The following is a 22,649-nucleotide window of genomic DNA, read 5'->3' as shown; positions in this document are numbered from 1 at the left end:
TATTTTAATCTGTATTACTAACTGGAAGATAAGTTAGTTTTACTTTATAGGAGTTGTATACATGCCTGAATTTTATAAGAAACAGTGGTTTTTATATCCTGTTTACGTATTGGCATTTTTTGTGTTTGTGCTCATTTCAATCCTCTGTTATTTTCATTTACTAATGGGGATAGTCTCCTTCTTTATTTTTTGTATCGTCCTTTTTGTTGTTGTACGATTTGAACTTACTTTCCAAAAGAATTTTGAAAAACATACGACAGATATGATTACAAGGGTAAAGAAAGTGAGTAATGAGGCATTTAACCAGATGCCGATTGGTATTTTGTTATACAATAAGGATTATGGGATTGATTGGGCAAATCCTTATTTATCTTCATGTCTGGGGCAGCATGCATTAGCTGGATGGCACCTTTATGATGTATCAGAAACGTTACTTCTTTTTATTAAGGGAGAAACATCCGATGATATAGTCTCTTTAAATAATCGAAAGTTTCGTGTCTTTGTAAGGAAAGAAGAAAAGTTAATTTATTTCTTTGATGTAACAGAACAAACAGAGATTGAAAAGATGTACGAGGATCAACGTACTGTTTTAGCTGTCATTTATTTAGATAATTATGATGAAGTTACACAAGGATTAGATGATCAATTACGTACGAATATAACAAGTCTTGTGACATCCCGTCTAAATGAATGGGCCGTTAAGTATGGGGCATATTTAAAACGTGCATCTTCGGAAAGATTCTTCGTTGTACTAAATGAAAGTATTTTAGCGCAGATGGAGAAAGGGAAATTTAGTATTCTAGACCAAGTACGTGAAGAAACATCCAAAAGGAATATACCACTTACATTAAGTGTAGGTGTTGGATCAGGTGATTTACCTTTATCCGAGCTTGGGGCGATGGCTCAATCAGGTCTAGACCTTGCGCTTGGGCGTGGTGGAGATCAAGTAGCTATTAAACAAGCGACAGGTAAAGTTAAGTTTTATGGTGGTAAGACAAATCCGGTGGAAAAACGTACTCGTGTACGTGCCAGAGTGATTTCGCATGCATTAAAGGATTTAGTATTAGAAAGTAGCAATGTCATTATAATGGGGCATAGGGCTCCTGATATGGACGCAATTGGTGCTGCGATTGGTATTTTAAAGGTAGCGCAATTAAATGAGCGCAAAGGATATATTGTGCTCGATGAAAATGATTCTGATAAGGGAATTAAGCGTTTAATGGATAAAGTGAAACAAAATGAAGAGTTATGGTCTCACTTTATTACACCAGAACAAGCGATGGAATTTGCAAATGATGATTCATTACTTGTTGTTGTTGATACGCATAAGCCTTCAATGGTGATGGAAGAAAAGCTGTTACGCAAAATTGAAAATGTAGTTGTTATTGACCATCATCGCCGAGGAGAAGATTTTATTGAAGATCCATTGCTTGTTTACATGGAGCCATACGCTTCTTCCACGGCGGAACTTGTTACGGAATTACTTGAATACCAACCGAAAAATTTAAAAATGACAATGTTAGAAGCAACAGCATTATTAGCAGGTATTATTGTTGATACGAAAAGCTTTACATTCCGGACAGGTGCTCGTACGTTTGATGCTGCTTCTTATTTACGCTCACACGGTGCAGATACTGTACTTGTACAAGAGCTTTTAAAAGAAGATATGGATCAGTATTTACGGGTTGCAAAAGCTATTAAAAATGCGTACATTTATAAAAATGGAATTGCGATTGCAAAAGTTGATAGCGATGATTACTACGATCAAGTGCTTATTGCGCAATCAGCGGACACATTATTAACAATGACAGGAATTATTGCATCATTTGTTATTGCAAAACGTGGCGAGAATTTCATTGGAATTAGCGGCAGGTCTTTAGGTGAAGTGAATGTGCAGCTAATTATGGAAAACTTAGGTGGTGGCGGGCATTTAACGAATGCAGCCACACAAATGAAAAATGTTACAGTAGATGAAGCTGAGGAGAAGCTTCGATTTGTTATTGATGACTATTTACAGGGAGGCACACAATCATGAAAGTAATTTTTCTAAAAGACGTAAAAGGTAAAGGGAAAAAAGGGGAAGTAAAAAACGTACCAGATGGTTATGCAAATAACTTCTTACTAAAACAAGGATTAGCTGCTGAAGCGACGAATAGCAGTATGAAAACTTTAGAAGCTCAAAAGCGCAAAGAAGAAAAAGATGCAGCAGCAGAGCTTGAAAATGCAAAACAATTAAAAGAAACGTTAGAGAAATTAACTGTAGAATTAAAGGCTAAATCTGGAGAAGGTGGCCGTCTCTTCGGTTCAATCACAAGTAAACAAATCGTAGATGCAATGCAAAAATCTCACAATATTAAACTTGATAAGCGTAAATTTGAAATGGATGATGCAATTCGTGCCTTAGGCTATACAAACGTTACTGTGAAATTGCATCCGCAAGTAACAGCAACAGTAAAAGTTCATGTTAGTGAACAATAAAACTAAGTTAAGCAAGGAGGATTGCGTATGAGTGATGTAATGGCTGATCGTACCCCTCCGCATAATATAGAAGCTGAGCAGGCAGTCTTAGGTGCTATATTGATTGATCAGGATGCGTTAACATCGGCATCGGAACTATTAGTACCTGACTCATTTTATCGAACGAAACATCAAAAGATTTTTGAAGTCATGCTTGGGCTATCTGATAAGGGGGAGCCAATTGACTTAGTAATGATGACGTCAGCAATGGCTGATCAAGGATTACTAGAAGAAGTTGGTGGGGTTTCTTACTTAGCAGAATTAGCAGAAGTTGTTCCAACTGCTGCTAACGTAGAGTATTATGCAAGAATCATCGCTGAAAAAGCACTGTTACGTCGTTTAATTCGAACGGCGACTCATATTGTGTCTGATGGATATGAGAGAGAAGATGATGTGGATGGTCTTTTAAATGAGGCTGAGAAAAAAATATTAGAAGTATCTCATCAGACGAATGCGAAAGCATTCCAAAATATTAAAGACGTTCTTGTAGATGCTTACGATAAAATCGAACTTTTGCATAATCAAAAAGGTGAAGTGACCGGGATACCGACTGGATTTACTGAATTAGATAAGATGACGGCAGGATTCCAGCGAAATGATTTAATCATCGTGGCGGCACGTCCGTCGGTAGGTAAAACGGCATTTTCATTAAATATCGCACAAAACGTAGCAACGAAAACGGATGAAAATGTAGCGATTTTTAGTCTAGAGATGGGTGCTGATCAGCTTGTTATGCGTATGCTTTGTGCAGAAGGGAATATTGATGCACAAAGACTTCGTACCGGATCGTTAACTTCTGATGATTGGGCGAAATTAACGATGGCAATGGGTAGCCTTTCTAATGCTGGTATTTATATTGATGATACGCCGGGGATTAAAGTAAATGAGATTCGAGCAAAATGTCGTAGATTAAAACAAGAACAGGGTCTTGGTATGATCTTGATTGACTACTTACAGCTTATTCAAGGAAGTGGGAAATCAGGGGAGAACCGTCAGCAGGAAGTATCTGAGATTTCTCGTACACTAAAAGGGATTGCGCGTGAATTACAAGTTCCTGTTATTGCCTTGTCACAGTTATCTCGTGGTGTAGAATCTCGTCAAGATAAACGTCCGATGATGTCTGATATTCGTGAATCGGGAAGTATCGAGCAGGATGCCGATATCGTAGCCTTCCTATATCGTGAAGATTACTATGACCGAGAAACGGAAAATAAAAATACGATTGAAATTATTATTGCAAAGCAGCGTAATGGTCCAGTAGGCTCAGTAGAGCTCGCATTCGTTAAAGAGTTCAATAAGTTCGTTAACTTAGAACGTCGTTTCGAAGATGGACATGCGCCGCCGGCATAACGATAGTATAAAAAAGAAACGCATTTCTTATAATAAGATGTGTTTCTTTTTTTTATAGAAAAGATAGGGCTTTCATAGTGTGAAAATATAATTCTTACGAACGAAAAAGTTTTTTGATAAAAAAATGTTCGCTTTTTGGTTGACTTCTTTTTCGGTTTTGGTACAATTATATTGTTTGAATAGATCGTTTGAAAATTGCGGAGGTGCTTTAATAATGTCTTCAGTAGTAGTTGTAGGAACACAATGGGGCGACGAAGGAAAAGGTAAAATCACTGATTTTCTTTCTGAGCATGCGGAAGTAGTTGCAAGATATCAAGGTGGAAATAACGCAGGACATACAATTGTTTTTGGCGGAGTTAAATATAAATTACACTTAATTCCATCTGGTATTTTCTATAAAGAGAAAATTTGTGTAATCGGAAACGGCTTAGTAGTAGATCCGAAAGCATTACTTGAAGAGTTAAAATACTTACACGATCGTGGTGTAAGTACGGATAATTTACGTGTAAGTAACCGTGCGCACGTTATTTTGCCTTATCACTTAAAACAAGATGAGTTAGAAGAAGCAAGTAAAGGTGATAACAAAATCGGTACAACGAAAAAAGGTATCGGTCCTGCATACATGGACAAAGCTGCTCGTATTGGTATTCGTATGGCTGATCTTTTAGACCGTGAAGCATTTAAAGAGAAGCTTGAGCGCAATTTAGCACAAAAAAATCGTTTGTTTGAAAAAATGTACGATACAGAAGGTTTCAGTGTAGAAGAAATCTTCGAAGAGTACTTCGAGTACGGACAACAAATCGCGCAATATGTGTGTGATACGTCTGTTGTATTAAATGATGCATTAGATAATAATCACCGTGTATTATTTGAAGGTGCACAAGGTGTTATGCTTGATATCGACCACGGTACGTATCCGTTCGTTACATCTTCTAACCCAATTGCTGGTGGTGTAACAGTTGGAACTGGAGTTGGCCCTGCAAAAGTTACTCGCGTTGTAGGTGTATGTAAAGCATATACAAGCCGCGTAGGTGATGGTCCGTTCCCTACTGAGCTTCATGACGAAATTGGTCATCAAATTCGTGAAGTTGGTCGTGAGTATGGAACGACAACTGGTCGTCCACGCCGCGTAGGTTGGTTTGATAGCGTTGTTGTAAGACATGCGCGTCGTGTTAGTGGTTTAACAGATTTATCATTAAACTCTATCGACGTTCTAACTGGTATTCCAACTCTTAAGATTTGTGTTGCTTACAAATACAATGGCGAAGTTATCGATGAAGTTCCAGCAAACTTAAACATTTTAGCGAAATGTGAGCCTGTATACGAAGAGCTTCCAGGTTGGACAGAAGATATTACTGGTGTAAGATCATTAGACGAGCTTCCTGAGAATGCAAGAAAATACGTAGAACGTGTTTCTGAGTTAACAGGAATTCAATTATCTATGTTCTCAGTTGGACCAGATCGTAACCAAACGAATATCGTTCGTAACGTATACGAAGCTTAATTGATATTTTTAAGAAAAAACTCATGTCCGCATGAGTTTTTTCTTATCTTTTATAAAAAAATAAAAAAGGTATTGCAAAATATAAAGAAAATATGTTATGATACATCTTGTCGTCACGAAAATATGACGTTGGTGAGTATGAGCCATTAGCTCAGTTGGTAGAGCATCTGACTTTTAATCAGAGGGTCGAAGGTTCGAGTCCTTCATGGCTCACCATTTTATTTTTCGTGGCCCGTTGGTCAAGTGGTTAAGACACCGCCCTTTCACGGCGGTAACACGGGTTCGAATCCCGTACGGGTCATGTTTTTTTATGTTCATTTTTGGTCCCGTGGTGTAGTGGTTAACATGCCTGCCTGTCACGCAGGAGATCGCCGGTTCGACCCCGGTCGGGACCGCCACTTTTGTTTATACCACCATTAGTGGTTTTATATATAGTTTTGGCTCGGTAGCTCAGTCGGTAGAGCAGAGGACTGAAAATCCTCGTGTCGGCGGTTCGATTCCGTCCCGAGCCACTCTCAGGATATTAAGTGGGCCCACTTAATATCCTTTTTATTTGTGTAATTTTACAAAATTGAGTAGTTATTTTAAAATAGAATGAGGAGCCTCTAGCAGTTGAAGCTAGAGGTTTTTCTATAGATCGTATAGGATTCCGTGTAAAAGTGGATTATACATGAGTCTGTGAGAATAGAGTAGAAATTACTTAAGCAAAGATGCGGTCATATAGGGACATACTATGTAGACATCAATGTGTTTAAGGATATTGGCCATATTTTTACCCTGTTATTTACCGGGCAGTAAGACCCCCACCTTAAAATTCAGCGAAAGCAAAGAAGTTAGGTGGGAAGCGAGCTGCCCGTAAAAGCCCGATTGGTGAGGGCTGATTAAAGTTTCACTTTATAAGGAGGAAATAGACGATGATGGGAAAGAAAATTTTAGTAGTTGATGATGAAAAGCCGATTGCAGATATTTTGAAGTTCAACCTAGAAAAAGAAGGTTTTGAAATTGTAATGGCGCACGATGGTGATGAAGCAATTGAAAAAGCGACTGAAGAACAGCCAGATATGGTTTTATTAGATATTATGCTACCAGGTAAGGATGGCTTAGAGGTTTGCCGGGAAATACGTAAAAGCTCAGAAATGCCGATTATTATGCTTACAGCGAAGGATTCTGAAATCGATAAAGTGTTAGGACTTGAGCTTGGGGCAGATGATTATGTAACGAAGCCATTTAGTACGAGGGAATTACTTGCTCGCGTGAAGGCGAATTTACGTCGCCATCAGCAAGGTGGTGCGGCAGAAAAAGAAGAAAATACGGAAATGGTTATTGGACCAATTGTTATTAATCCAAATGCGTATAGTGTAACGAAACGTGAGGAAAATATTGAGCTTACACACCGTGAATTTGAGCTATTACATTATTTAGCAAAACATTTAGGACAAGTTATGACACGTGAACATTTATTGCAAACAGTTTGGGGTTATGATTATTTTGGAGATGTACGTACAGTGGATGTAACAGTACGTCGTCTACGTGAAAAAATTGAAGATAATCCAAGTCATCCTACATTAATTGTCACTAGACGTGGAGTAGGGTATTACTTGCGTGACCCAGAGCAGGAATAGTATATGAAGAAAGTCGGTTTTTTTCAATCTATTCATTTAAAATTTGTACTCATATATATGCTATTAATATTGATAGCTATGCAAGTTATTGGGGTATATTTCGTAAGAGAGTTAGAAAAGAGTCTTGTACAAGGTTTTAGAGATTCTTTAACGCAACAAACGAACTTATTATCGTATAACTTGAAACAAGAGTTTAAAAAAAGTTATACAAAAGCAGAGACAGAATCAACAGGTGAAACGATTAAAACTTCCATTCGAAAATTTGCCTCTGATCGAAAGAAGGATATTCAAGAGGTAAGTGTATTTGATGCGAATAGAAAGCTGCTCGCTATTTCAGATGAGTCAAAGCAAAACAAGGTAAATAGAACGTCAACTGATATAGCTGTTCAGCGGGTATTGGTACAAAAAAAACCAGAAGTGAAAATTGAGAAGGATGGTCGTACAGGTCACCGTGTACAAGTTATGATTACTCCTATTATGGATGATAACAATAAAGATGCACTTGGTGCTATTTACGTTGTTGCATCCATGGAAGATGTTTATAAGCAGATGAAGGATATTAATCAAATCTTTGCGACCGGAACCGTTATTGCATTACTCGTAACAGCTGTACTTGGAATTTTGTTAGCTCAAACGATTACGAGACCAATCTCTGATATGCGAAGACAAGCAATTGAAATGGCAAAAGGAAACTATTCAAGAAAAGTAAAAGTGCATAGCCATGATGAAATTGGACAATTAGCATTATCTTTCAATAATTTATCAAAAAAATTACAACAAGCTCGTTCTTCAACAGAAAGTGAAAGACGTAAATTGTCATCCGTATTATCACATATGACAGATGGAGTAATTGCTACTGACCGAAAAGGGGACATTATTTTATTAAATGATCCTGCGGAAAAGATGCTAAATGTTTCGCGTGAAACGGCGCTCGATCAATCTGTTTTAGAAGTATTGGGAATACAAGAAGAATTTACGCTCGATCATTTATACGAAGAGCCGGATTCTGTTTTATTAGATTTTAGTACGAGAAATGAGCCATATATTTTACGCGCTAGTTTCTCTGTTATTCAAAAAGAGACAGGGAAAGCAAATGGTTTAATTGCCGTATTATATGATGTGACTGAGCAGGAGCGTATAGAAAGAGAACGCCGCGAGTTTGTAGCAAACGTCTCTCATGAATTAAGAACGCCATTAACGACAATGCGCAGTTACTTAGAGGCACTTACAGACGGTGCGTGGCAAGATCCAAATATTGCACCACAGTTTTTAACAGTTACACAAGAAGAAACAGAAAGAATGATTAGACTTGTAAATGCGTTATTGCAACTATCTAAACTCGATAGTACAGAACATCGTTTAATGAAAGAATGGGTCGACTTTACTGACTTCTTTAATAACATTATTGATCGTTTTGAAATGTCTAAAGAGCAAAACGTAAGCTTCAAACGATCTTTCTCTAAAAAATCTCGATTTATTGATATGGATACGGATAAAATTACGCAAGTATTGTATAACATTATTTCGAATGCATTAAAGTATTCACCAGAAGGTGGAACAGTAACATATCGTTTACGTGATCGCGGAGAATTATTGGAGATTAGTGTAAGTGATCAAGGAATGGGTATTCCGAAAGAAAACGTCGATAAAATCTTTGAACGTTTTTATCGCGTAGATAAAGCACGTTCAAGACAAATGGGCGGTACAGGACTTGGATTAGCAATTGCGAAAGAAATGATTGAGGCACATGGTGGCTCGATTTGGGCAAAGAGTGAGGAAGGAAAAGGGACAACGATTTATTTCACATTGCCTATGGCAGCAGATGAAGAGGACGAATGGGAATGAGTATGGAGAATGTTAAAACGATAGTTTTAATTAATTTAGTTGTAATTAGTCTATTTCTTACTTTTAACTTATGGACGTATGTGCCAGATTCCACATCTATGCAAAACGCAAAATTTGTACAGGGGAATGAGGGAAATACTCAAACGAAAATCGCTGATGTTGTCCGCCCTACTTCTATCATTGTGCATAAAGATAAAAATCATTACGGGAGCAAAAGAGAGGGAGATATAGAATCAATCTATAGAACTTTGGAAGCAGGGGAATTACATGAGTTCAAAGAGATATCGATTGCTAAGGCTGACTTTCTTTCTTATGTGCATGGTGAAGGGAAAATTGAACTTATTTTCCCTACCAACATCCCATTTGATGCAGTTAAATCTATGTTTAGTATGAAAGAAAAAAGTATAGATAAGCCTAAACACTTTAATCGAATTATTCTTGACCCTTCTAGAAGTAGGGATCAAGAAATTAAAATTAATTTTGTTTCCGATGGTGATAACTCTAGAATATATGAAGCAAAATTAAGTGGTGTGTATTTAAAAGATATTGTAAATGCACAAAATCAATTTATAGTATCAGCGAAACCTTATTTTGACTATCAAATTAATGATATGAAAAAGCTATTTTTACCAGATGGAACGACAGAATTAAGTAATATAACATATATTTCATCTAATTTGGCGGTTGATACATTTAAGAATGCTCTTTTTAGTGACCCACGTTATTTAAGCCCTATTATCGAGGGATCGAAAGAAATATTTACAGATGGTATTAGGTCTATGGAGATTGAAAATGATCAGCATATGCTAAAGTATAAAAATTCTTCTGTTTTAAATGAGAAAAAGCCAGATAATTTAATGCTTTTACAAAAAAGTTTTGATTTTGTAAATGGTCACAGTGGGAGTTTGGATTCATATCGTTTGGACTATATGAATAAAGGACAGACAGTATTCCGCTTACAGGAAGATGGATATCCCGTATTCAATACTGATGGATTAGCTGAATTGAGACAAGTATGGGGATCAGAAGAAGTAATGGAATATGAAAGACCGTTGCTTTCTTTAAATACGAAAGGTATAGAGCAGAAGGTTACTCTTCCGTCAGGTCATGTTGTAATAGCATCCTTAGAAAATAATGCCGCGGTAGATAAAAGATCCATTAAAGACATTGGGATTGGATACAAATTATCACTAGATGGGCAAGTAGCGCGACTACAGCCAATTTGGTATGTAAAGTTTGTTGAAGATGAAGCTGGCAAACAAAAAATATATGAGTGGAATGAGGGGGGACTAAATGGATTGGGATCGGATTAAAACCATATTTATTGTGACCTTTTTTGTTTTGGACCTCTTTCTCATTTTTCAATTCATTCAAAAGCAAGATAGTAATCAATTGGAGCTTATTGCAGAAACGAAGATAGATCAAGAATTAAAAGCAAACAAAATTACTATGGGTAATTTCCCTAAAGAACCGAAAAAAGAGTCATTTATTAGGGCTGAAAACAAGGCATTTAAAGAAGAAGACATACAGTCTTTAAAAAATCAAACGGCGCATATACAAAATATGTACAAGATAGAAAGTAAGCTAAAAGAGCCCTTTTTAAATACAAAATCGTTATCAAAAGATAAGTATAATGATTTTTTGAAGAACTATGTATTGGATGGACAAAAGTATGAGTTTGGAGCGATGAAAGACTCTAAAATTTACTTCTTCCAAAAGTATAAAGATAAGCCTATTTTCTATAACGATCAGGCGATGATTGTTGTGGAATTAAATGAAAAAAATGAACTTGTGTCGTACACGCAGACGATGTTAACAGATTTAAAAGAAATGGGCGAAAGTGAAAAAACGAAACAGCAAGAAATTATTACTGCCCAAACCGCTTTAGAAAATCTGTATTTAAAAAATAAAATTCATGGGAATACACATGTAAAAGAAGCGCAAATTGGTTATGCCAACCTTACCGCATCTACTTCTAATAACCAAGTACTTGCTCCAACGTGGAACTTAAAGACGGAGCAGAAGCAGGACTTCTTTGTAAATGCAATTGAAGGACAAGTTATGGAATTAGGGGAAAAGGAAAATCAAGTGGTTGATGAACATACTGGAGTGAGAAAGAATGGGTTTGCACTTTAGCGTACTTGCAAGTGGAAGTACAGGGAATATGCTATATGTAGGAACAGATGAAAAGAAGTTACTTGTCGATGCAGGTTTAAGTGGTAAAGCAACAGAGGCTTTATTTAAACAGGCAGAATTAAATATAAATGATGTATCGGGTATTCTTGTAACACATGAACATAGTGATCATATTAAAGGCTTAGGTGTATTGGCACGTAAATATGATTTACCTGTTTATGCAAATGAGAAAACATGGAATGCAATGGAACACTTAATAGGAAATATCCCAACTGAGCAAAAGTTTATTTTCTCAGTTGGGGATGTGAAAACATTTGGTGATATTGAGGTCGAGTCATTTGGGGTGTCTCATGATGCGGCAGAGCCGATGTTCTATGCTTTTCATAACAATAATAGAAAGTTGGCTCTTATTACAGATACAGGATACGTGAGTGACCGTATGAAAGGTGTTATTAAGGGGGCTAATGCTTTCGTGTTTGAAAGCAATCATGACGTGGAAATGCTTCGTATGGGACGTTATCCATGGAGTATTAAACGACGTATTTTAAGTGATGTGGGGCACGTTTGTAATGAAGATGCTGCATTAGCAATGGCGGATGTAATTACAGATGAGACAAAGCATATTTATTTAGCCCATTTAAGTTTAGATAATAACATGAAAGAACTAGCACGTATGTCAGTATCACAAGTATTAGAGGAAAAGGGATTTGGAGTGGGAGAAGCCTTTGAAATCCACGATACAGATCCAAAAATGCCTACAAAAATTCAATACGTATAATTCTCCATTTTAGTAAACAATAAAGGTGAATATAGTTGTTTTCAGGAAGATAGGTGAACAAATATGTCCTTTATTGATGGAGAAAATTATCGTATGAAACGTGCAAAGAAAAAGAAGCATAAAGGTATTGTTATTTCTAGCATAGCAGGAACAATTGTAGGAGCTTCGTTATTTGCATTTGGAGCTCCTTTATTTTCAAATGATACGGACGCGTTTCCGCAAGCTGAAGCAAGTGGAAGTAATATGGCGGAAGCTCAAGGCATTAAACAGATTAGCTTTGTGGATGCTGTTGATCGTGCGTCTGAAGCTGTTGTCGGAGTTATTAATATTCAACGAGATAATTTTTCAGAGGCAGATTCAGAAGCAGGTACGGGATCAGGTGTAATTTATAAGAAGACAGATGGTCAAGCTTACATTGTAACGAATAATCATGTTGTTGCTGGAGCAAATCGTATTGAAGTAAGTTTAAGTGATGGTAAGAAGGTTCCTGGAAAGGTATTAGGAACCGATGTGGTCACAGATTTGGCTGTACTAGAGATAGATGCAAAGCATGTGAAAAAAGTAATTGAGATTGGCGATTCTAATACTGTTCGTAGAGGAGAACCAGTCATTGCGATTGGAAACCCGCTCGGTCTACAATTTTCTGGAACTGTCACACAAGGTATTATCTCGGCTAATGAGCGTATTGTCCCTGTAGATTTAGATCAAGATGGACATTATGATTGGCAAGTAGAAGTATTGCAAACAGACGCAGCAATTAATCCGGGTAATAGTGGTGGTGCGCTTGTAAACGCAGCAGGTCAATTAATTGGTATTAACTCAATGAAAATTGCGGCAAAAGAAGTAGAAGGAATTGGGCTAGCTATTCCTGTTACTAGAGCTGTTCCAATTATGAATGAATTAGAGAAGTACGGAAAAGTAAGAAGACCGTATGTTGGAATTGAACTGAGATCATTAAATGAAATTCCAAACTACTATTGGTCAAAAACATTGCATTTACCAGGCAATGTAACAGAGGGAGTTTGCATTTTAGATGTGAAAAGCCCTTCGCCAGGTACAGATGCTGGTTTGCGAGAACACGATGTGATTGTAGCAGTAGATGGGAAACCAGTTCGCGATATTATCGGATTCCGTACGGCCTTATATGATAAAAAAATTAATGATAAAATGACTCTTACGTTTTATCGTGGTACAAAACGAGCAACAACAACGGTTAAACTAGGCATTCAAAAGTATTAAAAACAGGAGGGTCTACCTCCTGTTTTCTATTGTAGAAAAGTGAGGTGAAGAATATGAACTTACCTTGTTGTTTAGAACATGTTGAATTAGCTTTAGATATTGTTGTGGATGAGTGTGAAGTCGCGCCAGTTATTAACAATGTGGATAACTCAGAAAAAGAGAAAAAAACATGTGAATTTTGTCAAAATGAGGCGACATATGTTGTATCGAACACAGATTCCCACACAATATGTGGGTAACAATTGTGGATATGTGGATAAGTTATGTGGATAACATGTTTGTAAGGTGGGGAATACGTGTGAATATCTCGATTATTTCAATTGGGAAATTAAAAGAAAAATATTTAAAACAAGGTATAGCAGAATACTTAAAACGATTATCTGCATACGCAAAAGTAGAAGTAATTGAATTGCCAGATGAAAAGGCACCAGAAAATTTAAGTGAAGCAGAAATGTTAATTGTAAAAGAAAAAGAAGGTATACGTATACTAGATAAAATTTCTGATGATACGCATGTCATTGCGTTAGCGATAGAAGGAAAGCAAAAATCATCAGAAGAATTTGCAGTAAGCTTAGATCGTCTTGCTACATATGGAAAAAGTAAAGTTGCCTTCGTGATTGGTGGATCACTTGGACTAAGTTCAGAAGTAATGAAACGTTCAAACGAATCTCTTTCTTTTTCAAAGATGACGTTACCACATCAATTAATGCGATTAGTATTGCTTGAGCAAGTGTATAGGGCGTTTCGGATTAATCGTGGAGAACCGTATCATAAATAGTAATAGTACATTCAAACGGCTACAGATGTGGCCGTTTTCTATATTTCCTAAAATAAGTATGTTTCTATTTCTAAAAAAGTATGCTGTAATATGAAGAGGAAAAAGTATAAGTAGTCATAGAAGTGAGGAGTTAAAGGTGAAGAAGTTTAAGAAATTTTACTTGGAGATTACGAGTGTATGTAATCTTGCGTGCAGCTTTTGTCCGCCGACGGAAAGACAGAAGCAATTCATTTCTGTGGAGGATTTTGCGAAAAGGTTAGACCAAATTAAACCACACACAGACTACATTTATTTGCACGTGAAGGGTGAGCCGTTGCTGCATCCAAAAATAGATCAATTGTTAGATTTAAGCCATGAAAAAGGGTTTAAAGTTAATATTACAACGAACGGAACGTTAATTAATAAGAGAAGGCATAGATTGTTAAATAAGCCTGCTTTAAGACAAATGAATTTTTCACTGCATAGTTTTGATGGGCACCCAGGTTCACAAGACAAAGAGGGGTATGTAAGAAGTATACTTTCCTTCATTAGAGAGGCGACAAGTCAATCGGATTTAATCGTTTCACTTAGATTATGGAACTTAACGCAGGATAATAAAACAAATGCTGAAATCCAGAAGAATAGAGAGTTATTATCTATCATTGAAAATGAGTTTAATTTATCTTATCAAATTGAAGAGAAGCTTACACCAGGAAAAGGTATAAAAATTGCGGAACGTGTCTTTATTAATCAAGACTATGAATTCCAGTGGCCAGCATTGCATGAAGAAGAGGATGATGGAAAAGGATTCTGTCATGGGCTTCGAAATCAAGCTGGTATTTTAGCGAACGGAACGGTTATTCCTTGTTGTTTAGATGGTGAAGGGATTATTAACCTTGGAAATATTAATAATGATTCATTCTCTAACATTATAGAAGGCGAAAGAGCAACAAACATTGTTGATGGATTTTCCAGAAGAGTTGCAGTTGAAGAGCTATGTAGAAAATGTGGATACCGTAAAAGATTTGGAAAGTAAACATGAAATAAGCCCTCATAAAGCGAGGGCTTATTTTTTATCCCGCTATTTGCCGGGCAGTAAGATTCCTACCTCAAAATTCAGCGGAAGCAAAGAAGTTAGGTAGGGAATCAACTGTCCGTAAAAGCCCGATTGGTGAGGGCTAATAATCAGTGGGGGATGGCCCCCACTGATTAAAGTTTCACTTTATTCTTGATAAGAGCGCTCTAATTCATCAATTAAGGAACCAACGTAAGAAACAGCTCTGCGGATTGTATCTGGTTTTGACATATCGACTCCAGCATGTTTCATTAATTCCAGTGGTTTCATCGTACCACCAGCGCGAAGTACATCTAACCAGCGATCAACAGCAGGTTGTCCTTCTTCTTTAATCATTTGAGCCACCGCAGTAGATGCAGTGAGGCCTGCGGAATACGTGTAAGAATATAAGCCCATATAATAATGAGGTTGACGCATCCAAGTTAATCCAGCACCTTCATCAATTTTTACGGAATCTCCCCAGAATGTTGAAAGTACATTTGCTTTTATTTCAGTTAAAGTTGTAGCTGTAAGTGCTCCACCTTCTTCTGCTAGGCTGTATACTTTTCTTTGATATTCTCCCTCAAGTAAGTGAGTAACAAAGTTATGATAATATGTGTCGAGTAGTTGCAGGATCACCCATCTACGCATTCTCTTATCGTCATTCGTCGCTAATAAATGCTGGGCTAATAGTAATTCATTCATTGTAGATGGTGCTTCAACGAAGTACATAGATGGACGTACATTCATAATACGCTGGTTTTTATTTGCTAAATAAAAATGACCAGCATGCCCAAATTCATGAGCCAATGTGAAACAGCCGCGCATCGTATTTTGCCATGTAATTAAAATGTACGGATGAGAACCATATGGACTTGAACAAAATGCTCCAGTTGACTTGCCTACGTTATCTGCAAGGTCGACCCATCTTTCTTTGAATCCTTTTTCGATAATGGAACTATATTCATCCCCGAGTACTTGTAAAGAGTCTTGAATAAGTTTTCCAGCTTCTTCGTAAGTAATTGTCGGATTAAATTCGGGATCTAAAGGTGCGTGTAAGTCGCAGAACAGCATTTCATCGAGTCCTAATACTTTCTTTTTTAAATCTGCAAAACGGCGCATATGAGGCGCCAATTCTTTATAAATAATATCGAGTTGATTGTTATACATTTCAAGTGGAACTTTTTGAGGTTCCAAAAGCATATGAGTAACAGATTCAAATTTGCGTAAGCGAGAGAGTGTTACTTGTTTTTTTACTTCAGTCGCATATGTTGTTGCCACTGTATTCTTATATCGTTTCAAGGTGGAAACAAATGATGAGTATGCTTTCCTACGTATGTCTGCGCTTGGAGAAAACTCATATTTGCTTTCAAATAATGCAAACGACACAGGGAGTTCATTTCCTTGTTCATCTTGTATGGAGTTAAAATCCATATCGGCTAATTTAGTCATACCGTAAATTTTGTATGGAGAACTATGTACTTCGCCAAGTGCAGCAAGTGCTTCTTCAGTTTCAGGAGAGAGCGTGTGCGGCCTTTTTTGTAATATGTCTAGTAATGATTTACGGAAAGGTTCAAGTTTTGTTTCTTCCGTTAAATATTTTTCAATTGTGCCTTCTTCTAATGAGAGAATTTCATTATGAATAAAGGATAGCGCCGTATGTACTTTCGTCCATAAAGCGGCAATTTTGGAAGAGTTCGCTTGAATAACTGGATTTGTACGATCAGTAGATTCTTTTAAATTTGCATATGAATATAGTTTTGTTAACTTCATTAAAAGCTCTTCTTCTAAAAGTAGGCAATGTAATAAGGTGGTAGGGCTATTGTGTAATTGTCCTTTAAACGCATCAAGTTTTTTTATATCATCTGTTAATACACGTAATGCAGTTTCCCACTCTTTATCAGATTCGTATAAATCAGAGAGGTCCCATGTTAATTCAGTAGGAACTTCTGCACGAATATAGCGTTTCTCAATTACATCTTTCATATATTATATCCCCCTTATTATAAGTATCTAAAAATATGATACTAGAAAATTCAGTAAAATGAAAATATTTTACATTTCTATATATGAAAAAGGACAAGCATAAAAATGCTTGTCCCTCGAGTTAAATTTAAAAATTAATATACTTTATCACCGTTGAAAATAGAGTTTTTCACGACTACATAATCTACAGTACGAATGGAGTCTAATTTTGTTCCACCAGCGTAAGAGATAGAAGATTGAAGATCTTGTTCCATTTCGATTAAAGTGTCTTCTAAAGAACCTTTATGCTCAACGAACATTTTCTTACCTTCAACGTTTTTCTTCTCACCTTTTTGGAATTCAGAAGCTGAACCGAAGTACTCTTTATAAAGTTTGCCGTCTTTTTCGATTGTTTCCCCTGGAGACTCTTCATGACCAGCGAATAGAGAACCGATCATAACCATAGTCGCCCCAAATCGAATAGATTTAGCTACGTCGCCATGTGTACGAATACCACCGTCAGCGATAATTGGCTTACTTGCAGCTTTTGCACACCAGCGAAGTGCAGCTAGCTGCCAACCACCAGTTCCAAAGCCTGTTTTAATTTTAGTAATACAAACTTTACCAGGTCCAATACCAACTTTTGTTGCGTCAGCACCAGCGTTTTCTAATTCTCTTACCGCTTCTGGAGTTCCAACGTTTCCAGCGATAACGAAGCTTTCTGGTAAATGCTTTTTAATATGTTGAATCATGTTGATTACAGCATTAGAATGTCCATGTGCGATATCAATCGTGATGTATTCAGGCGTAAGGTGCTCAGCAGCTAATTGTTGTACGAATTCATACTCGTCTTCTTTTACACCAACGCTAATAGAAGCGATTAATCCACGTGATTGCATATCTCTAATGAATGAGATTCGTTTCTCTGGTTGGAAACGATGCATGATATAGAAGTAATTATTTTCAGCTAAATAAGTTGCAATTCTTTCATCAATAATCGTTTGCATATTTGCAGGTACGACAGGTAATTTAAATTTATGTTTACCTAAAGTGACAGTTGTATCACATTCAGAGCGGCTGTTCACAATACATTTTGCAGGAATTAATTGAATATCTTCATAGTCGAATACGTTTTCCATCATTTACACCCCTAAAATACGAATATTTTATTTTTATTAATCAAAAATGTTCGTCCATATGATAATTTACATTGTTTTCATTAAAAAGTCAAAGGATTTCTTAACGTTTTTTTAAAAAGTAGATTTTATATGTAAAAAACAACGTTAAAAACGAATTTAAAATGTTTTTTGTTTTATATTGTTCGTCTATAAAAAAGGTTGAAAAATTAAGATAATTATACAAGGATGTATGTATTCTTTTTATTTTTTTTGAGTGGATGTAGGATTCTATGAAAAGGTTAATGCTAACAATACGAGCAAAAGATGTTATCAAGTAGTTGAACAATATATGAAATGATAAGGTTTATTTCTATGTAAAAAGATGAATCTGGCATAATCCATCTTTTTATGTGAGGTTTCAAGTATAATAAGTAGGGCGATAGTAACGTATACAAAAGATAAAAAAGAAAATAATACAGAATAAAATGAGGTTAATATATGAGTGAAAAAGGGTTTTTTGAGTATAAATTAAGTAAAGAAATTGTAAGGGCACTTACTGGCTTAGGGTATGATCATCCAACAGAAGTACAAGGTAAGGTTATTCCAGTCGCATTACAAAAGAAGGATCTTGTTGTGAAGTCCCAGACGGGAAGTGGAAAAACAGCTTCATTTGGTATTCCACTTTGTGAAATGGTGGAGTGGGCAGAGAATAAACCACAAGCATTAGTTTTAACACCAACGAGAGAGCTTGCGGTACAGGTGAAAGAAGATATTACAAATATAGGGCGATTCAAAAGAATTAAAGCCGCCGCAATTTATGGTAAATCCCCATTTGCACGTCAAAAATTAGAGTTAAAGCAAAAGACGCATATTGTAGTAGGGACTCCAGGGCGTGTATTGGATCATATTGAAAAAGGGACCCTTTCTTTAGAGCGATTAAAATATTTAGTGATTGATGAAGCGGATGAAATGCTAAACATGGGCTTTATCGATCAAGTAGAGGCAATTATTGATGAATTACCTACAAATAGAATGACAATGCTATTTTCAGCAACTTTACCGGAAGATGTTGAAAGGTTATCACGTACATATATGAATGCACCAACTCATATTGAAATTAAAGCGGCTGGGATTACGACGGATAAAATTGAACATACTCTTTTTGAGGCGATAGAAGACGAGAAGCTTTCACTACTTAAAGATGTAACAACGATTGAGAATCCTGATAGCTGTATTATTTTCTGCCGTACACAAGAAAATGTAGATCATGTATATAGACAATTAAAACGAGCTAACTATCCTTGTGACAAAATACATGGTGGTATGGTACAAGAAGATCGTTTTGAAGTCATGGATGATTTTAGAAAAGGAAAATTTCGTTATTTAGTAGCAACAGACGTGGCTGCGAGGGGAATTGATATTGATAATATTACACATGTTATTAATTATGATATTCCACTTGAAAAAGAAAGCTATGTACATCGTACTGGAAGAACGGGACGAGCTGGAAATAGTGGAAAAGCTATTACATTTATAACACCATATGAAAATAGATTTTTAGAAGAGATTGAGGAGTATATTGGCTTTGAAATTCCAAAGGCAATTGGACCTTCAAAAGAAGAAGTTATGAAAGGGAAAGCTGCATTTGAAGAAAAGATACATGCGAAACCAATTATAAAGAAAGATAAAAATGCAGACATCAACAAAGGCATTATGAAGCTTTACTTTAATGGCGGGAAGAAAAAGAAAATTAGGGCGGTAGATTTCGTCGGTACAATCGCTAAAATTAAAGGTATTACAGCAGAAGATATAGGCATTATTACGATACAAGATAATGTTTCTTACGTTGAAATATTAAATGGAAAAGGACCACTTGTCTTGAAAGTCATGAAGACTACAACGATTAAAGGGAAACAACTAAAAGTTCATGAAGCAATTAAGTAAATAAAAACTATCCACTTTAATAGGTGGATAGTTTTTATTTATGATTCTTTTAAATCATCCACTAGTTGCTCCGCTAAACGTCTATACATATTACTCATAGTCACGAAGGATGTTAGTAGTAGAAATTTTTCTAGCTTTGTGTCTTCTAAGGAAGAAATCTCATTTACTTCTGTAACACGGTTATTTACGTCTTGTTTAAAGCTTTCGACATTGCTTTCAGTAAGAGCAAGATAATTTTTGTATAACGTATTTAATTCGAATGAATCATCATTTAATAAGGAGTCATTTATAGTTTCTAATGAACTTTTTATGTCGTTAATGGAAAGAGCACCTTTTAATTGATAAATTAAGCTAATTAAAATCATATGCTCTTTTGAATACTTTTTATTTTTGATAGGGATGAATAGTTTCCCTTTTGCGTAATTATTAATCATCGTTTTTGTTAATACTTTTTCATCATCCGTTCTCGTTGTATCTGCATAAGTATTCTCAAATAGTTGGACAACTTGATCTACATATAAGTCGACATTTGGAATATCCTCAAGTTTAATATTTTTTTCTAAATGCAATGTCTCAAGTAATTCATTTATATTTTCCACGTAGAATCCCTCACTTTTATAACTTAGTGGAACTTAATGTCTAATACATCCTTAAATATGGTATTACGAAACAAATAAATTGTAAATGTTGACCTTAAAAAGAAATGTGTATATAATTACACGTAGTTATTAAAACTACATGTAATTATATGAGGGGTGTTATTATGAATACTTACGTAAGGGAACCAGTTAATGCATTTACTCACTTAGGTGGAGCGATATTATCATTTATTGCCTTATTAGCTATGCTTGTGAAAGTTTCTATCAAGATGCCATCATTTGCTGCAATTACAGCTGTTATTTTGTTTGGGATTGGAATGATGGTCCTTTATACGGCATCAGCTGTATATCATAGTGTTGTGGCCAATGAACGTGTTATTTACTTCTTTAGGAAGCTAGATCATTCTATGATTTTTATATTAATTGCAGGTACATATGCACCCTTTTGCTTAATTACATTAAATTCAGCAAGTGGTTTGCTATTATTTTGTTTAGTCTATGCAACTGCGATTTGCGGCATTGTGTTTAAAATGTTTTGGTTTAATTGTCCAAGATGGTTATCGACAGCAATTTATATTACGATGGGTTGGTTAATTGTTTTATTCTTTGCACCGTTAGCTGAGAATTTAAGTACAGGAGGCATTGTTTTCTTAGTACTTGGGGGCATTTTTTATACAATTGGTGGATGTATTTATGGAACAAAGCCAAAATGGCTAGAGTTTAAATATATGGGACATCATGAAATTTTTCACGTTTTTGTATTATTAGGTAGTCTTGCACATTTTCTAAGTGTATATTGTTACGTAATTTAATAAGAAAAACGCCACATAACAAAAATTATGTGGCGTTTTTCTTATTACTTGATTGGAATCGTATATGTTATAAAATTATTATGGGATAAAATGTAAGTTTATGTGTTCGCATATTAAACATAGGATAAGAAATATGTGATATACTTTGAGAAGTTTATAATGAATGAAATATGGAGGACTATAATTATGGCAATACTTGTAACAGGTGGAGCAGGGTATATTGGTAGTCATACATGTGTAGAATTACTAAATAGCGGTTACGAAATTATAGTAGTTGATAATCTTTCGAATAGCTCGGTAGAATCTATAAATCGAGTGAAAGAAATAACAGGAAAGCAATTTAAGTTTTATAAAGAAGATGTTTTAAATCAAGAAGCACTTGACGCGATTTTTGAAGAAAATGCAATCGAAGCAGTTATTCACTTTGCAGGATTTAAAGCTGTAGGGGAATCAGTAGCAATTCCATTAACATATTATCATAACAACATTACGAGCACTTTAGTGCTATGTGAAGTAATGCAGAAACATAATGTAAAGAAGATGATTTTTAGTTCATCCGCAACTGTATATGGTATCCCGGAAACGTCACCGATTACAGAGGAGTTTCCATTAAGTGCAACAAATCCATATGGTCAAACGAAATTAATGATTGAGCAAATTATGCGTGATGTAGCATTTGCAGATAGAGAATGGAGTATCGCGTTACTTCGCTATTTCAACCCATTTGGTGCACATGAAAGTGGACGTATTGGAGAGGATCCAAATGGAATTCCAAATAACTTAATGCCATATGTCACACAAGTGGCAGTAGGTAAGCTAAAAGAATTAAGTGTATTTGGAAATGACTACCCAACGAAAGATGGAACAGGCATCCGTGACTACATACATGTTGTAGACTTAGCAAAAGGTCACGTAAAAGCGCTAGAGAAAGTACTGAATACAACAGGAGTAGATGCTTATAATTTGGGCACAGGTACAGGGTATAGTGTACTTGAGATGGTTGAAGCATTTGAAAGGGTTTCAGGAAAAAAGGTTCCTTATAAAATTACAGAGCGTCGTCCTGGCGATGTGGCAATATGTTTTGCAGATGCATCAAAGGCAAAACGTGAACTAGGATGGGAAGCAAAACGTGGATTAGAAGAAATGTGTGCAGATTCTTGGAGATGGCAATCAAATAATAAAAATGGCTATTTGGAAGTTTAATGATAAATAAAAAAATGACCTTTGCATAAAAGCAAGAGGTCATTTTTTATATTCATTTTCTACTAAGTTTATTAGCTAACCTAGAAAAGAACGTTCGCTGTTTTATAGGAATATTTGACTGGCAACACGTGTAGGAATCAATATTTTCAATGTCAGTAAAGATATTGATTATTAAGTATACGCTCTATTTCTCGTCTTAGAACGAA

The 22,649-nt window shown here is 35.9% G+C and carries 19 protein-coding genes and 4 tRNA genes; 20 read left to right on the top strand and 3 right to left on the bottom strand.

Going from position 1 to position 22,649, the window contains the following annotated elements; genetic code table 11:
- Positions 1 to 61: 61 nt before the first annotated feature.
- The 17 genes from ACTT1L_RS13910 to ACTT1L_RS13830 all read left to right on the top strand — a co-directional run bounded on the left by ACTT1L_RS13910 (position 62) and on the right by ACTT1L_RS13830 (position 14,784).
- On the top strand, positions 62 to 2,035 hold the full coding sequence (locus tag ACTT1L_RS13910) for a DHH family phosphoesterase (RefSeq protein WP_001113897.1): 1,974 nt from the start codon (positions 62 to 64) through the stop codon (positions 2,033 to 2,035).
- Entirely contained in the window at positions 2,032 to 2,478 is a 447-nt protein-coding gene (gene rplI, locus ACTT1L_RS13905; RefSeq protein WP_000864231.1) for a 50S ribosomal protein L9, read from the top strand. The genes ACTT1L_RS13910 and rplI overlap by 4 nt, the downstream gene beginning before the upstream one ends.
- Positions 2,479 to 2,505: 27 nt before the next feature.
- Positions 2,506 to 3,867: a replicative DNA helicase gene (gene dnaB, locus ACTT1L_RS13900; protein WP_001286244.1), complete on the top strand. Its 1,362-nt coding sequence runs from the start codon at positions 2,506 to 2,508 to the stop codon at positions 3,865 to 3,867.
- 214 nt (positions 3,868 to 4,081) lie between these two features.
- On the top strand, positions 4,082 to 5,371 hold the full coding sequence (locus ACTT1L_RS13895) for an adenylosuccinate synthase (RefSeq protein WP_000100224.1): 1,290 nt from the start codon (positions 4,082 to 4,084) through the stop codon (positions 5,369 to 5,371).
- A 140-nt stretch (positions 5,372 to 5,511) separates the two neighbouring features.
- A tRNA-Lys gene (locus ACTT1L_RS13890) sits at positions 5,512 to 5,587 on the top strand.
- A gap of 13 nt (positions 5,588 to 5,600) precedes the next feature.
- Positions 5,601 to 5,672: transfer RNA gene (locus ACTT1L_RS13885), tRNA-Glu, on the top strand.
- Between the two features lie 21 nt (positions 5,673 to 5,693).
- Positions 5,694 to 5,769: transfer RNA gene (locus ACTT1L_RS13880), tRNA-Asp, on the top strand.
- Between the two features lie 41 nt (positions 5,770 to 5,810).
- A tRNA-Phe gene (locus tag ACTT1L_RS13875) sits at positions 5,811 to 5,883 on the top strand.
- Positions 5,884 to 6,285: 402 nt separating this feature from the next.
- Positions 6,286 to 6,993 carry a cell wall metabolism DNA-binding response regulator WalR gene (walR, locus tag ACTT1L_RS13870; RefSeq protein WP_000971872.1) on the top strand — a complete coding sequence of 236 codons (708 nt, stop codon included), beginning with the start codon at positions 6,286 to 6,288 and terminating at the stop codon, positions 6,991 to 6,993.
- Positions 6,994 to 6,996: 3 nt separating this feature from the next.
- Positions 6,997 to 8,838: a cell wall metabolism sensor histidine kinase WalK gene (walK, locus tag ACTT1L_RS13865; RefSeq protein ID WP_000755380.1), complete on the top strand. Its 1,842-nt coding sequence runs from the start codon at positions 6,997 to 6,999 to the stop codon at positions 8,836 to 8,838.
- Positions 8,835 to 10,151, top strand: coding sequence for a YycH family regulatory protein (locus tag ACTT1L_RS13860; protein ID WP_431086691.1), 1,317 nt, complete (start codon positions 8,835 to 8,837; stop codon positions 10,149 to 10,151). The genes walK and ACTT1L_RS13860 overlap by 4 nt, the downstream gene beginning before the upstream one ends.
- A complete protein-coding gene (locus tag ACTT1L_RS13855) occupies positions 10,132 to 10,974 on the top strand; it encodes a two-component system regulatory protein YycI (RefSeq protein WP_048557321.1) in 843 nt (280 codons plus the stop codon). Before ACTT1L_RS13860 ends, ACTT1L_RS13855 begins: the two co-directional genes overlap by 20 nt.
- Positions 10,958 to 11,752, top strand: a complete 795-nt coding sequence (locus tag ACTT1L_RS13850; protein WP_000522836.1) for an MBL fold metallo-hydrolase — start codon at positions 10,958 to 10,960, stop codon at positions 11,750 to 11,752. The genes ACTT1L_RS13855 and ACTT1L_RS13850 overlap by 17 nt, the downstream gene beginning before the upstream one ends.
- Before the next feature lie 63 nt (positions 11,753 to 11,815).
- Complete coding sequence (locus ACTT1L_RS13845; protein ID WP_098922102.1) at positions 11,816 to 12,991, top strand: S1C family serine protease; 1,176 nt, start codon at positions 11,816 to 11,818, stop codon at positions 12,989 to 12,991.
- A 53-nt stretch (positions 12,992 to 13,044) separates the two neighbouring features.
- Positions 13,045 to 13,230: a CxxH/CxxC protein gene (locus tag ACTT1L_RS13840; RefSeq protein ID WP_048557323.1), complete on the top strand. Its 186-nt coding sequence runs from the start codon at positions 13,045 to 13,047 to the stop codon at positions 13,228 to 13,230.
- A 59-nt stretch (positions 13,231 to 13,289) separates the two neighbouring features.
- Positions 13,290 to 13,769 carry a 23S rRNA (pseudouridine(1915)-N(3))-methyltransferase RlmH gene (gene rlmH / locus ACTT1L_RS13835; protein ID WP_001027003.1) on the top strand — a complete coding sequence of 160 codons (480 nt, stop codon included), beginning with the start codon at positions 13,290 to 13,292 and terminating at the stop codon, positions 13,767 to 13,769.
- Positions 13,770 to 13,905: 136 nt separating this feature from the next.
- A complete protein-coding gene (locus ACTT1L_RS13830) occupies positions 13,906 to 14,784 on the top strand; it encodes a radical SAM/SPASM domain-containing protein (RefSeq protein WP_000713636.1) in 879 nt (292 codons plus the stop codon).
- 186 nt (positions 14,785 to 14,970) lie between these two features.
- Here ACTT1L_RS13830 and pepF read toward each other — a convergent pair whose 3' ends face one another.
- Positions 14,971 to 16,788, bottom strand: coding sequence for an oligoendopeptidase F (gene pepF / locus ACTT1L_RS13825; protein ID WP_442821955.1), 1,818 nt, complete (start codon positions 16,786 to 16,788; stop codon positions 14,971 to 14,973).
- A 134-nt stretch (positions 16,789 to 16,922) separates the two neighbouring features.
- Complete coding sequence (gene guaC / locus ACTT1L_RS13820) at positions 16,923 to 17,906, bottom strand: GMP reductase (RefSeq protein WP_000432434.1); 984 nt, start codon at positions 17,904 to 17,906, stop codon at positions 16,923 to 16,925.
- 477 nt (positions 17,907 to 18,383) lie between these two features.
- Here guaC and ACTT1L_RS13815 point away from each other — a divergent pair, with 477 nt between their 5' ends.
- Entirely contained in the window at positions 18,384 to 19,829 is a 1,446-nt protein-coding gene (locus ACTT1L_RS13815; protein WP_001290603.1) for a DEAD/DEAH box helicase, read from the top strand.
- Between the two features lie 38 nt (positions 19,830 to 19,867).
- Here the strand turns inward: ACTT1L_RS13815 and ACTT1L_RS13810 are convergent, their stop codons facing one another.
- On the bottom strand, positions 19,868 to 20,428 hold the full coding sequence (locus ACTT1L_RS13810; protein ID WP_000427879.1) for a DUF1836 domain-containing protein: 561 nt from the start codon (positions 20,426 to 20,428) through the stop codon (positions 19,868 to 19,870).
- Between the two features lie 164 nt (positions 20,429 to 20,592).
- Between ACTT1L_RS13810 and trhA the strand changes: the two genes are divergently transcribed.
- Both trhA and galE read left to right on the top strand, forming a co-directional pair.
- Positions 20,593 to 21,240: a PAQR family membrane homeostasis protein TrhA gene (gene trhA / locus ACTT1L_RS13805; protein ID WP_442821954.1), complete on the top strand. Its 648-nt coding sequence runs from the start codon at positions 20,593 to 20,595 to the stop codon at positions 21,238 to 21,240.
- A gap of 186 nt (positions 21,241 to 21,426) precedes the next feature.
- On the top strand, positions 21,427 to 22,443 hold the full coding sequence (galE, locus tag ACTT1L_RS13800) for a UDP-glucose 4-epimerase GalE (protein WP_000996533.1): 1,017 nt from the start codon (positions 21,427 to 21,429) through the stop codon (positions 22,441 to 22,443).
- Positions 22,444 to 22,649 lie beyond the last annotated feature (206 nt).

This window comes from Bacillus sp. FH (assembly GCF_052216825.1).
GTDB lineage: Bacteria > Bacillota > Bacilli > Bacillales > Bacillaceae_G > Bacillus_A > Bacillus_A paranthracis.
The sequence above is the reverse complement of the archived record's forward strand: the minus strand, read 5'-3'. Positions and strand labels throughout refer to the sequence as shown.